General features: G+C 49.1%; 11 protein-coding genes. 3 read left to right on the forward strand and 8 right to left on the reverse strand.

Annotated elements, in window-relative coordinates; genetic code table 11:
* The first annotated feature begins 40 nt into the window (after positions 1–40).
* Positions 41–3,208, forward strand: a complete 3,168-nt coding sequence (gene putA / locus EST55_RS07730) for a bifunctional proline dehydrogenase/L-glutamate gamma-semialdehyde dehydrogenase PutA (protein ID WP_129497056.1) — start codon at positions 41–43, stop codon at positions 3,206–3,208.
* A gap of 79 nt (positions 3,209–3,287) precedes the next feature.
* Here putA and EST55_RS07735 read toward each other — a convergent pair whose 3' ends face one another.
* The 4 genes from EST55_RS07735 to EST55_RS07750 form a co-directional block, all read right to left on the reverse strand.
* A complete protein-coding gene (locus tag EST55_RS07735; RefSeq protein WP_129497057.1) occupies positions 3,288–3,710 on the reverse strand; it encodes a hypothetical protein in 423 nt (140 codons plus the stop codon).
* Positions 3,691–5,475 (reverse strand): acyl-CoA dehydrogenase C-terminal domain-containing protein, encoded by a 1,785-nt coding sequence (locus EST55_RS07740; protein ID WP_129497058.1) that lies wholly within the window; start codon positions 5,473–5,475, stop codon positions 3,691–3,693. The genes EST55_RS07735 and EST55_RS07740 overlap by 20 nt, the downstream gene beginning before the upstream one ends.
* 110 nt (positions 5,476–5,585) lie before the next feature.
* Positions 5,586–6,290, reverse strand: coding sequence for a general secretion pathway protein GspB (locus tag EST55_RS07745; RefSeq protein ID WP_129497059.1), 705 nt, complete (start codon positions 6,288–6,290; stop codon positions 5,586–5,588).
* Between the two features lie 2 nt (positions 6,291–6,292).
* Positions 6,293–7,699 (reverse strand): AAA family ATPase, encoded by a 1,407-nt coding sequence (locus EST55_RS07750; protein ID WP_129497060.1) that lies wholly within the window; start codon positions 7,697–7,699, stop codon positions 6,293–6,295.
* 117 nt (positions 7,700–7,816) lie between these two features.
* Between EST55_RS07750 and EST55_RS07755 the strand changes: the two genes are divergently transcribed.
* A complete protein-coding gene (locus tag EST55_RS07755) occupies positions 7,817–8,953 on the forward strand; it encodes a multifunctional CCA tRNA nucleotidyl transferase/2'3'-cyclic phosphodiesterase/2'nucleotidase/phosphatase (protein WP_129497061.1) in 1,137 nt (378 codons plus the stop codon).
* Here EST55_RS07755 and folK read toward each other — a convergent pair.
* On the reverse strand, positions 8,937–9,446 hold the full coding sequence (gene folK, locus EST55_RS07760; RefSeq protein ID WP_129497062.1) for a 2-amino-4-hydroxy-6-hydroxymethyldihydropteridine diphosphokinase: 510 nt from the start codon (positions 9,444–9,446) through the stop codon (positions 8,937–8,939). The genes EST55_RS07755 and folK overlap by 17 nt on opposite strands.
* Positions 9,447–9,455: 9 nt before the next feature.
* Positions 9,456–9,839, reverse strand: a complete 384-nt coding sequence (gene folB / locus EST55_RS07765; RefSeq protein ID WP_058576106.1) for a dihydroneopterin aldolase — start codon at positions 9,837–9,839, stop codon at positions 9,456–9,458.
* Positions 9,840–9,937: 98 nt separating this feature from the next.
* On the opposite strand from folB, the gene plsY reads away from it, so the two are divergent.
* Positions 9,938–10,528, forward strand: coding sequence for a glycerol-3-phosphate 1-O-acyltransferase PlsY (plsY, locus tag EST55_RS07770; protein WP_088767647.1), 591 nt, complete (start codon positions 9,938–9,940; stop codon positions 10,526–10,528).
* Here plsY and tsaD read toward each other — a convergent pair.
* Both tsaD and EST55_RS07780 read right to left on the reverse strand, forming a co-directional pair.
* Complete coding sequence (tsaD, locus tag EST55_RS07775; RefSeq protein ID WP_129497063.1) at positions 10,512–11,561, reverse strand: tRNA (adenosine(37)-N6)-threonylcarbamoyltransferase complex transferase subunit TsaD; 1,050 nt, start codon at positions 11,559–11,561, stop codon at positions 10,512–10,514. The two genes, plsY and tsaD, sit on opposite strands and share 17 nt — an antisense overlap.
* 100 nt (positions 11,562–11,661) lie before the next feature.
* Positions 11,662–12,702, reverse strand: a complete 1,041-nt coding sequence (locus tag EST55_RS07780; RefSeq protein WP_129497064.1) for a phosphodiesterase — start codon at positions 12,700–12,702, stop codon at positions 11,662–11,664.
* Between the last annotated feature and the right edge of the window lie 27 nt (positions 12,703–12,729).

Below are 12,729 nucleotides of genomic sequence, written 5' to 3' on the forward strand. Positions count from 1 at the left end.
GAAGCACGCCGAGCTTCGGCCTGGCTATACAGGAGATGCTATGTTCAAAGCGAGTGAGGTGCTATCCAAACAGCATCAGGCAGAAGACTTAAAGTCTCTGCAACAAGCGATAACCGACAACTATATTGTCGATGAAGATCAATATATGCGCGAGTTATTGCCGCTTGTTCCTGCCGATGAAGAGACGGTTAGCGCAGTAACCGAACGCGCAGCTAAGTTAGTTGAGCAAGTTCGAGAGCAAGCCGACAACGGTGTTGTCGATGCTTTCCTGCAAGAGTACAGCTTAGACACTAAAGAGGGCATTATCCTCATGTGTCTCGCCGAGGCCTTGCTAAGAATTCCCGATGGCTACACTGCCGATGCACTTATCCAGGATAAACTGTCCGGCGGTGACTGGCAGAAACACATGGGGCAAAGTGCGTCCTGGCTAGTGAATTCCGGTACCTGGGCATTAGCGCTAACCAATAGCGTGACTAACCCTACCGGTAAAGCGATGGAAACCCCAAGAGGTGCTTTCAGGCGCCTGGTTCGCAAAATGGGTAAACCTGTCATTCGCAAAGCGACTTATGCCGCCATGCAAATTATGGGTAAGCAGTTCGTATTAGGGCGCACCATTGAAGAAGCGCTTAAAGAGAGCCGTGATAACCGTGACAAAGGTTACACCCACGCCTACGACATGCTTGGCGAGGCTGCGCTTACCGCGAAAGATGCGAATTACTACAAACAGCAATACGTCAATTCCATCAAGACCATTACCAAAGAGAAGTTCAATAACCCGGACGCTCCAAGGCCGACTATTTCAATTAAACTGTCGGCATTGCATCCGCGTTATGAAGCCTCTAACCATGAGCGTGTGCTAACCGAATTAGCAACCACTCTGACGGAGCTGGTCAAGCTGGCCAAAGAAGCAGACGTCGGCGTTACTATTGATGCCGAAGAAGCAGACCGTCATGAGTTATCGTTAGAGCTGTTTGAGAAAGTCTATCGCAGTGGTGTCTGTAAAGGCTGGCCACGTTTTGGTCTGGTCGTTCAAGCCTACTCGAAACGTGCTTTACCAACCTTATGCTGGATTACTGCACTGGCTAAAGAGTGCGGTGATGAAATTCCGGTACGCCTGGTAAAAGGTGCTTACTGGGATAACGAAATTAAGTGGACTCAGGAAAATGGTCTGCCCGGGTACCCAGTCTTTACCCGGAAATCGCACAGTGATATTTCCTATCTCGCCTGCGCTCGCTATTTAGTCAGCGATGATACCGACGGCGCGATTTATCCGCAGTTTGCGACGCATAATGCTCAGACCATTATGAGCATCCAGCACATGAACGAAACTCACAAACGCCGTATTGAATATCAGCGTTTGCACGGTATGGGTGACAGTCTGTACGACACGCTTATGGAACAAAACCCGGGCATGGTCGTACGCATCTATGCGCCAGTGGGTCCACACAGAGACTTACTACCGTACTTGGTTCGCCGGCTCTTAGAAAACGGCGCCAACTCGTCTTTCGTTCATAAGCTATTAGACGCCGACACGCCGGTTAACGACCTGGTGGAGCATCCGATGAAAACAGCATCGGGTTACGAGAAGTACGCTAATAGCAAGATTCCACTTCCTCCTCAAATTTATGGGGATCGCACAAATTCATTAGGATTGAATATGAATATTCACTCACAAGCAGATGATTTTATTGCAGCGGTTCAGCAATATCGTGACAAACAATGGCAAGGCGGTCCTATTGTCGATGGCAAGACCGTTGAAACTGATCACCATGTCAGCATTACCAGCCCACAGGAAACCGCAAAACAGGTCGGTAGTATTTACTGGGGCGATAAGAAACTCGCAGAGCAAGCGCTTGAAAGTGCTAACAAAGCTTACAAACAATGGCGTGACGTTCCGACTGAAGAGCGAGCGAAGTGCCTTGAGAAGTTTGCTGACTTAATGGAAGCCAACCGCAACGAGCTAATTGCATTGTGTTCTGTTGAAGCCGGTAAAGGCTTGCAGGACGGTATTGATGAGGTTCGGGAGGCAGTCGACTTCTGCCGTTACTACGCTAACCAAGCGCGTGAGTTGATGGGCTCGCCTATTCAGCTACCGGGGCCAACTGGCGAAGACAATGAGCTATTCGTGGAAGGTCGTGGCACCTTCATCTGTATTAGTCCATGGAACTTCCCGCTGGCTATTTTCGTTGGTCAGGTTGCCGCAGCATTGGTGACCGGTAACTCAGTTATCGCCAAACCAGCCGAGCAAACTGGTCTTATCGCTTACCGCGCAGTGCAACTTGCACTAGAAGCGGGTATTCCGGGTAATGTCTTGCATTACATGCCGGGTAGCGGTGCGGAAGTTGGTAGTTACCTGACATCACAAGAAGATATTGGCGGTGTCTGTTTTACTGGCTCTACTTACACAGCACAAGCTATTAACCGTGCGCTTGCGGCTCGCACAGGACCTATCGTGCCGTTGGTTGCCGAAACCGGTGGCCAAAACGCCATGATGGTCGACTCAACGGCGCTGCCTGAGCAGGTTGTCACTGACGTTGTTGCCAGTGCGTTCCAAAGTGCCGGTCAGCGCTGTTCTGCACTTCGTGTCTTGTTCGTTCAGGAAGACGTGGCTGACCGTGTTATCGACCTGCTACGTGGTGCCATGGAAGAATTGCAAGTCGGTGACCCGCTACTGCATGAAACCGATGTTGGTCCAGTGATTGACGGCATTGCCAAGACAAACCTTGAACAACACATTACCGACATTCAGCAAGCGGGTCGTTTAATTGCCCGTGCGCCAATGCCGGACTACACCATGGGCGGTACTTTTGTTGCGCCAACGGCTATCGAAATTGACAGTATTAGTCAGTTGGTTAAAGAAAACTTCGGTCCAATTCTGCACGTTATTCGCTACTCAACCGACAACATTGAAGAGGTTATTGAGAGCATCAATAACACCGGCTTTGGTTTAACCTTCGGTATTCACAGCCGTAACGAAACCTTCGCCTATGATGTTGCCAGCAAAATTGATGTGGGTAACGTGTACATTAACCGTAACCAAATTGGTGCTATTGTTGGTGTGCAACCATTCGGTGGTCGCGGTATGTCTGGTACAGGGCCGAAAGCCGGTGGTCCTCACTACCTTACTCGTTTTATCACCGAAAAAACGCGCAGTGACAACATTACAGCGGTGGGTGGTAACGCTACGCTGTTATCGCTCGACGACTAAAACGCTAGCCTGTATTGGCATAGCAAAAACGCCGCTAACGTTAAACGTTGCGGCGTTTTTTGGTAGTTAGTGGGTAAGTTTAGCGCTTATCAACAAGCTCGACATCGGTTCCGTTGACGCTTCCCTGTAAGTCCTCATCAAACACCACATAAACTTCATGAAGGGTGTTCGACTCGTCTCTAAACTGCAGAGCTGCTATATCATCTTCATAACGCAGCAGCTTTGGTGGATTACTTAAGTTGTGTGTTCTCGGCGGTAAAATTAAACGTCTTTCTTCAAGCTGCTTGCCATTCCAGCTAGCAGCCAACTGCTTTGGTCGAAACTTAATCACTATCGCCGCCATTAACGCCATCGTCAGTAAGGCGCCAACCGCAATAACCCATATCGGCACCACGCCACCAATATAAATGGCCATCCACAATGCCAAAAAAAAGCCGCCCCAGGCTTGGGGGCGGCGGCTATCACGATAAAACTGAAGCGTTTCAGAATTGTTCGTCGTCATGTAAATATAAACTCTCGCTACCGTCCTTAATTGCACCCAATAATGCGTGAGTACGAGGCATAATGCGAGCAAAGTAAAAACGAGCTGTCTTAATTTTCGATGCCAAATACGGCTTTTCCGCTTGTTTTTCTTCAGCTGCAACGGCCATTCGTAACCACATATAACCGTAGGAAATATATCCCACCAAGTGCAAATATTCTACCGCTACACTGTTTACTAAGTTCTCATCGGTAGCCGCTTTTTGAAGTAACTCTTCGCTGATGTTGGTCAAATCCTGAAGCGACTGTTGCAGTGTGCTTACCTCTCCGCTCCAGTTACTGTTACCTGAAATACCTTGCAAGAACGTTGCTATTTCCTCGACAAACGGTTTCAGCAACTCACCACGCGAACCACCAACTTTGCGACCTAACAAATCCAGTGCCTGAATGCCGTTAGTGCCTTCATAAATTTGTGCAATACGGGTATCGCGAACCAACTGTTCTTGTCCCCATTCGCGCACATAGCCGTGACCGCCAAACACCTGCTGACCATGAATAGTCGACTCAAGACCGGTATCGGTTAAAAACGCTTTAGCAACCGGCGTCAGTAATGCCACCATGTCATCGGCTTTTTGGCGAACGGAGTCGTCTTGAGAGTATTTTGAACGGTCTAACTGCTGGCCAACCCAAGTCGAAAACGCACGCCCACCTTCGGTCAAGGCTTTCATAGTCAGCAGCATACGGCGTACATCACCGTGGACTAAAATAGAATCCGCTTCTGCATTGTCATTGCGAGTTGCTTTAGCGCCGCGTCCCTGAATACGATCTTTCGCGTACTCCAACGCATTTTGATACGAGCGTTCCGCCGCACCCAGCCCCTGAATACCAACGCCCAGACGTTCGTAATTCATCATCGTAAACATGGCGGGCAAACCACGATGCGGTTCACCAACCAACCAGCCTTTCGCGCCATCAAAGTTCATTACACAGGTTGCTGAACCGTGAATCCCCATTTTGTGCTCAATAGAGCCACAACTAACCGCATTGCGCTCGGTTAAATTGCCTTCGCTATCAGACAAGAATTTAGGCACCACAAACAGTGAAATACCTTTCGTGCCAGCAGGCGCGTCAGGCAACTTCGCCAAAACCAAATGAACGATATTGTCCACCAGGTCATGCTCACCACCGGTGATAAAGATTTTCGTACCGCTAATCTCAAAGCTGCCATCTTCGGATGGAATTGCTTTGCTTTTAATAATACCGAGATCCGTTCCGGCGTGTGGCTCAGTTAGACACATAGTGCCAGTCCACTCTCCTGACACCATGCGGGGTAAGTAATGGTTTTTCAGCTCGTCACTGCCGTGAGAGTCAATCGCCATAATGGCGCCTGAAGTCAGGCCCGGATACAAAGAAAACGCAATATCCGCACTGCACAGCATTTCTTCATACTGCGCCGATAACGACTTAGGCAAGCCCATACCGCCAAATTCAGGGTTTGCAGTAACACCAACCCAGCCACCTTCAGCCAGCTGACGAAAGTTCTCTTTGTAACCTTTCGGAGTTGTCACTACGCCGTCTTCAAACTTAACGCCTTCTTCGTCAGCTTCACGTGCCAGCGGAGCGACTAAGTTTTCAGCAACTTTAGCACCTTCATCAAGAATGGCTCCGGCCGTTTCTACATCCATCATTTCCGCCAGTTCAGGAGCTTTCTCCCAGTCAGCGGCTACGTTAAATACGTCATGCAGGACAAAATCCATATCATCACGCGGTGCTCTGTAATCTGCCATATTATTTACCTCTTGTTCCCACAAACAGGAAATTTAAACCACTAATTTAAACACCTGTTTAAACTGTATCGCACAAGAGTATGAATCCCATTGCGGGATGTCAATAATTTCTATCGTTTCCAGTCTTCTAAAGCCGGGTGAGAAAAGGCGTTTGAATCTAATGCCAACACCACCTGATGCGGCTCAATACGAATCACGTTCAAACTTTGATAGCTGTCACCTTCGTACAGTCGCTGACCATTCAGCTCAATCCAGCGCTGGCTCGAGCTGCTTCGATACATGTGGCTGTCGTAGCTAAATTCCGGTACTCGCTGCTGAAATGTCGGAGATAAGTCAGACAATGACGGCACCACGCTGATACGTTGCTCTGTCTCACCTCCCGTTTGCTCGACTGCCTCCTGAAAGCGGTTCAGAAGTTCAGGTGAGACACTGGACAAATCTAAGGCTTCACGCTGACGCTGCCTTTGCTGATCCAGTTCTGACGATTGTTGGGGCTGAACAGGCTCGTTTGTACTGGTTGTAACCTGCGGCTCTGCGGGCGAGTCGTCTATCGCTTCCCAGCTGATTGCCGGCACCACGGCCGTTTCACCCCATGCAAAGTCTGGATTAACAGTCACTTCATCCACCACCTCAGCACCCGACCAATAAGCAATACCATACCCCAACGCACTCCCCAAAATCAGCGCCAGCGGCCAGACTAACCATAGATTGTTTTTAGCTGGACGGTCCTGCGCAATGAGGGAGCTGTCCAGCACACTACGATTTTTAAGCAGAGGTGACTGTTGTTGCTTTAACGCTTTTAGTAATGAGGACATACCTATTCACCTCCCGTCAGTCTTGGGCCAAAGTCGCTCGATCTGGACGAAAGCCATGCCATCGTTGCGGCGTCTAACTCTCCCGTGACTCTTAAACCGTTATTCACCTGAAGTGCTCTTAGTTGCCGAGTCGAACTTTCCTTGTGAAGCTCCTCTGGTAAATGCCTTTTTAGCTGTTGTTTGACCCAATCTTCCAAATCGTTCTCGTTAGACACAGGCACTTGCTGATACAACAGCAAAAACTCACCAGTCCAACCCGCGATTGTTGCGGATGTTCGACTTTCCATCAGCAAAGGCGCGGCGTTCTTCCGATACAACAGCGCCGGATAGTTAATGGCTTGTAGCTGTTGAAGGGTCTGGTTCAGTTTTGCGCAAGCTAAGTCATACTGCTCAACCCACTGGCAAAACGGCTCTGACAGCGACGGCTCAGGAAGCCCCCAAGTTGCAGCTAGCGCCTTTGCAGAAAGATAGTCATTCTTTACTTTCAACGGCTCATTCGAGGGTGTTGAATACCAGAAGGTTGCTAACGCAGCCACGGCGAAAAGCAAAATACTCCCCATAATTGAGAGCCCTTTTGTATTATTCCTACTGACTTTTCGAGAAGGACCGTCAAGCTCGACCGCTGCCTGATTTAAATGCGTCGGCTTTACCTCTGGTGACGAGTCGGTGTATGCAGCCAGCAAAGCCCGGTCACAATAAAGGTTTAGAAGCCGTGGAATACCTTGTGTCAGCTGATGTGCCCTTTTTGCTGCGGCCGCCGTAAACAATGGCCGGTTTGCGCCTGCGACTTGCAGCCGATAAGCAATATAACGCTGTGTATCTTGTTCAGTAAGAGGCAATAAGTGATAACGAGCCGTAATTCTCTGCGCTAATTGCCTTAACTCCTGACGACGCAACAAATCCTGAAGCTCAGGCTGCCCAATGAGAATAACGCGTAATAGCTTTTTATTATGTGTTTCCAGGTTGGTTAGCAGCCGCAATTGTTCTAACACCTGCGGTCTTAAGTGCTGCGCCTCGTCAATAAGCACCACACATTGCCGACCGTCTTCATTGGCTTTTAACAAAAACTGGCTGAGCTTATCCGTCAGAACTTTTCGTGTTGCTGAGCGCTTTTGGTAACGAATCCCAAACTCGTCACACAAGCTGGCCAGCAGTTCGTCCTCATTCAGCATCGGATTCAGAATAAAAGCGGTTTCCGTTGACTCCGGTAACTGCTCAATAAGCGCCCGTGACACCGTTGTTTTGCCCGTGCCGACCTCACCCGTTAAAAGAATAAAGCCACCACTGCCCTGCAAGCCTTGGGTTAAATGCGCTAACGCCTCCTGATGACGTTCACTCAGGTAAAGGTAATTAGGATCCGGCGCTATAGAGAAAGGCTCTGCCTGCAAGCCAAAATAGTTCTGATACATAAGCGTTGTACGCAATTTATTATTATTTAACCAACAGTGTAACGACTTGCTTGCACATCCACCAGTGATTAGCGATGATCACTTTCACTAAGAATTAAGTTTAACCGGGAGTCATGAGTGCAGACCTATTTAGTCGGCGGTGCCGTTCGCGATAAATTACTGGGACTGGACGTTCACGAGCGCGACTGGGTCGTTGTTGGCGCAACGCCACAACAAATGCTCGACCAGGGCTTCCAGCAAGTGGGAAAAGACTTCCCGGTATTTTTGCACCCACTGACCCGAGAAGAGTACGCTCTCGCCCGCACTGAGCGTAAAAATGGCAAAGGCTACAAAGGCTTTGATGTATTCGCTTCACCGGATGTCACTTTAGAAGACGATTTGGTGCGCCGCGACCTTACTATCAATGCCATAGCCGAAGACGAGCAAGGCCAGCTGATCGATCCCTATGGCGGTCAGCATGATATTGAACAGAAAACGCTGCGCCACGTGTCACCAGCGTTCGAGGAAGATCCGTTAAGAGTACTTCGCGTTGCCCGCTTTGCTGCGCGTTTTAAGCATTTAGGCTTCACCATTGCCGATGAAACCCATGAGCTACTGACCAAGATAGCTCACTCTGGCGAGCTCGAAGCATTGACACCAGAGCGCGTCTGGCTGGAGTGGGAAAAGTCATTAGGCACAGGTAACCCGGACGTATTTCTGAGTACCCTGGCTGATATTGACGGGCTAAAACAGGTACTTAAACAGTTCAATGCTAAGAGCAGTAATTTGGATCGCCTGCGCAATGCCGCTCAATTCCGCATTGCTGAACCTAAGCTGACTAAACCGCTTGTTTTTGCGAGTTTGTTTATTGCCGACTCGCCTGTTGAGGATATCCCCCACTTTTGTAAGGTCCTGGCGATACCGAATGAATACCGTGATGCCGCTTTACTTGCCGAGCGAAATAGTGACGTCATTCTTTCAAAGACGTTGCCAACCGCCGGGCAATTTGCTGAAACATTGCAGTCTATTGACTACTGGCGCCGCCCGGAAAAGCTGCAACAGTTGCTGTTATTGCGTGAGTTAGAACATGAACACACAGAGTTTTCTGAAAACATAGCTGATCAAAGCCGTCAGCTAACACAAGCCGCGTTAAAAGCTGCTGAAGTAAGCCCGCAGTCACTGATTGAAAAAGGTTATACAGGTAAGCAGCTTGGGCTTGCCATTAAAGAAAAGCGACTGGAAACACTGGCTAACGAACTTAGGCAAACTCTTTAAGCCAGTCCGTATTTTCCAGCGGAGTTAAATTTTGCTGTTCAGACTGTTCGCAATATTGGCGCCACATTGCGCCGTAAGTTTTCTTCAAAACCGGGTGCTGTCTGTTTTCGGCTATTTCCGCCAAAGGCCAAAGCACAAACGCATTCTCAGTTATTTCGTGGCGGGGCAGCTGTGGTGCTTTTTCTCGCACCATGTCATCGTAAAGTAACACGTCAATGTCTAACGATCGCGGGCTGTACTTCGCGCTATCGGGCTTGCGCCCATTCTCTTGCTCAATGCGCTTGCAGTGCTCTAATACCTTTTCTACCGGCAGCTGGGTCGTGACTTCCACGACAAGGTTGTAAAAGTCACTACCCTTAAAACCTACCGCCTCGCTCAAAAAAACACGAGAGCGCCGTTGATAAGTAAAGCTATCGGCTAATGCCCTTAAACCGGACAAAATATGCTGCTCTTTATCGATATTAGAGCCGAGTCCCAAAAAGACAACTGCCACACTAACCCCTTATCCGAACGGACTGTCGAAAACACTGCGACGAACCGTCACTGCAACATTCGCAGCGTTAGGAACAGCACCGGGCTTCGACACTTTTACTTCGACATTCTGCACGCCAAATTCATTGAGAATTAAGCTGGCAACGCCTTCGGCTACCGTTTCAATTAACTGACGCGGCTTTTCAGCAACCCATTGAGTCACTTTTTCACTGACTAAGGCGTAATCCAGAGCGTCGTTCAAGTCATCGGACTTCGCGGCGGTTTGGTTATCCCAGCTCATTTGAATATCTAAAGTGAGTGTTTGCTTCTTCTCTTTCTCCCAGTCATACACACCTATAATGGTGTCGACGCTGAGGCCTTCAATGCTAACCACATCGATATCCGCTTGTTCCATTTTCACTCACCCCATAGTAATTGCGGAAAAAACCGCTTATTCTATAAACCTGAATTTTAAACCGCAGTCTACCCTAACAAAAGAGGGATTCGTACCCTATGACAGCGTTAACCATACTGATGATTCTAACAGCCTACCTCTTAGGCTCTATCAGTAGCGCTGTGCTTATCTGTAAACTATGGGGTTTGCCTGATCCTCGTAAAGAAGGTTCCGGAAACCCGGGAGCGACTAATGTTTATCGGGTTGGTGGAAAAATTCCTGCCTTGCTCACACTCTGGTTTGATGTATTAAAAGGCATGGTGCCGGTTTGGGGCTCATACTTTTTAGGTATAGAGCCCTTTTTCTTGGGACTAATAGCGGTGGCAGCCTGTCTGGGCCATATTTTCCCGTTGTATTTTCACTTTCGCGGTGGCAAAGCTGTCGCTACGGCATTAGGCGCCATGTTTCCGGTTGCCTGGGAAATGGCACTGCTGCTTATTGCGACCTGGCTAGTGGTCTTCAAAATAAGCAAAGTCTCTTCGCTTGCTGCATTAGTGACTGTCTGTCTGGCGCCTTTTTATGCGTATTGGATAAAACCGCAATACACTGTGCCGGTTATTATGATTTCTCTGTTAATTTTGTGGCGACATCAATCAAATATCGTGCGCCTGACTTCCGGTCAGGAAAAAGGTTTTAAACGCCGTCAGTAGCCGCTGTTGGTTTGGTCACCTGCATCGGTTCTAAGTTAGTCATTGGCCAGCGCGGATGTGTCTTAATGCTCAATGCTTCGCGCTCTCCCGCCTGCAAACGTAAAGCGCCGGCAAGCGCAATCATGGCACCATTGTCAGTACAAAATTCAGTGCGAGGATAAAACACGCGACCGTTTAGTTTTTTCATTAACTTTTCGAGTTCGGCTCGCAAGTGTTTGTTAGCACTTACTCCACCAGCTATGACCAGTCGCTTATAGCCCGTTTGCTTTAACGCACGACGGCATTTAATAAGTAAGGTATCAACAACCGCATCCTCGAACGCCCGGGCAATATCCGCCAGTGTTTGTTCGCTGTTGTCATTCGCCGCTAATGTATTGGCAGCAAAGGTTTTTAAGCCACTGAATGAAAAGTTTAAACCGGGACGGTCTGTCATCGGTCTTGGGAACGTGAAGCGATCACTCTCACCTTTTTCAGCCAGTGCTGCAAGTCTGGGTCCGCCAGGGTAATCAAGACCCATCAGTTTGGCAGTTTTATCAAAGGCTTCTCCAGCAGCGTCATCGACAGACTCGCCCAGCAACTCATAATCACCAATACCTTTGACCTGAACCAGTTGCGTGTGTCCGCCCGACACTAATAAGGCGACAAACGGAAATTCGGGTTGATCGTCTTCCAACATAGGCGCCAACAAATGGCCTTCCATATGGTGTACACCAACCGCCGGAAGCCCCCATCCAAATGCCAGGCTTCGGCCTATGCAGGAGCCGACTAACAACGCACCGACTAGACCGGGTCCTTTAGTATAAGCCACGCCATCCAAGTCTTTCGGTGTTAACCCTGCTTCTTGCAGTGCGGCTTTCACCAACGGCAACGTTTTACGTACGTGATCTCGCGACGCCAGCTCAGGCACCACACCACCGTAGTCAGCATGCAGTTTGACTTGCGAATACAACTGATGAGCCAGCAGCCCTTTTTCAGTGTCATACACCGCAATACCTGTTTCATCACAAGACGTTTCTATACCTAATACCCGCATACTGCTCACCGATGATGCTTTTTACCGACAATTACCGCTATTTTACCTGATTTTTGCGGCTGTGACTCGCCAGAGTCAAAAAGTTATGCCACTTTACTCCCTAGTTTGCCTGCAGTTCACTAAGGGGTAAGCGACGGCTATCGAGCGGCCGACCATCAACGTCACGGAGCGTTAAAACCAGTTCCGGCTGCTCTTTCCAAATCACCTCTATTTGACCATAACGACTATCTTCATAAGCTTGTCCGTCTCTGTATACGGACGAATAAGGGGTGTCGCTCCCTAAATTAATGCTGCCTGCGGTGACCTGCCAAAGCGGGTACGGCAAATAATCATCAGCTTTTGAAAACTCGCCAAACAAGCGATCACCAACACCGAGGATGAGTCCCGACGGCTCCAACTCTTGCAGAACAGACTTCAATCTGTCCTGCTCTTTAGGAAACATTGACCAGCTATCATAGCCGTTAGCCGGTGCCAATATTGGCGTCGCGCTGAATAAAACTCTCACTTCAGCAGGCTTTTGCAGCTGCTCTTTCAGCCATTGCCACTGCTTATTGCCAAGCAAGTCGCCCGCTCGGTTCGGTTGATAAGGTCCTAAATCAGCGTTAAAGCGACGCGTTTGTCGTTCCATCCAGCCGACTTGCTCTAACTCGTCACGGTTCCAGCGACCATCGAGTACAATAACCTGCACCCGCTGCGGCTCATTGCCAAAAATAACGCTTTTCGCAATACCATGTTCCTGAAACAGTCGCTCAGAGGTTGCCGGCTCCCGCCAAAAGGTCAAAAAGTGGTTGCGCACGGCGTAACGTTGAGGATTGTTCTTACCTCCATTCCCATCAATGCTGTAGTCGGTTTTATTCCAAACCGACATCACTGCTGAACCGCGCCGCAGCACTCGAGGCCCACGGAAGCGGTTAAAGACGTCATAAGCGTCAAGCAAGTCATCCATGTCATCCGCTTCAACATCTAATGTATTACCGAGAAACACGAAAACCTCTGGCTGCGCATGATTTACCGCATCCCAAACCTCTTGCCGACTGCTGTGGTCCATGCAACAACCAAAAGCCACCCGAGTGCTCTGCTGAGCTTGGCTGGCTGCGACAAAGAACAACAGTGAAACGCCCAGTATTAGCTGGGTAATCATCGATTGAGTGCTCAACAGTCGGCAACA

The sequence above is a fragment of the Idiomarina sp. 29L genome (assembly GCF_004123135.1).
GTDB lineage: Bacteria > Pseudomonadota > Gammaproteobacteria > Enterobacterales > Alteromonadaceae > Idiomarina.

Bases quoted from the DNA above. Each gene is read 5' to 3' on its own strand.
- tsaD (WP_129497063.1), bottom strand. From the start codon at position 11,561: ATGCGGGTATTAGGTATAGAAACGTCTTGTGATGAAACAGGTATTGCG.
- EST55_RS07750 (WP_129497060.1), bottom strand. From the start codon at position 7,699: ATGTATCAGAACTATTTTGGCTTGCAGGCAGAGCCTTTCTCTATAGCG.
- EST55_RS07735 (WP_129497057.1), bottom strand. From the start codon at position 3,710: ATGACGACGAACAATTCTGAAACGCTTCAGTTTTATCGTGATAGCCGC.
- EST55_RS07780 (WP_129497064.1), bottom strand. From the start codon at position 12,702: ATGATTACCCAGCTAATACTGGGCGTTTCACTGTTGTTCTTTGTCGCA.
- plsY (WP_088767647.1), top strand. From the start codon at position 9,938: ATGACAGCGTTAACCATACTGATGATTCTAACAGCCTACCTCTTAGGC.
- putA (WP_129497056.1), top strand. From the start codon at position 41: ATGTTCAAAGCGAGTGAGGTGCTATCCAAACAGCATCAGGCAGAAGAC.
- folB (WP_058576106.1), bottom strand. From the start codon at position 9,839: ATGGAACAAGCGGATATCGATGTGGTTAGCATTGAAGGCCTCAGCGTC.
- EST55_RS07740 (WP_129497058.1), bottom strand. From the start codon at position 5,475: ATGGCAGATTACAGAGCACCGCGTGATGATATGGATTTTGTCCTGCAT.
- EST55_RS07745 (WP_129497059.1), bottom strand. From the start codon at position 6,290: ATGTCCTCATTACTAAAAGCGTTAAAGCAACAACAGTCACCTCTGCTT.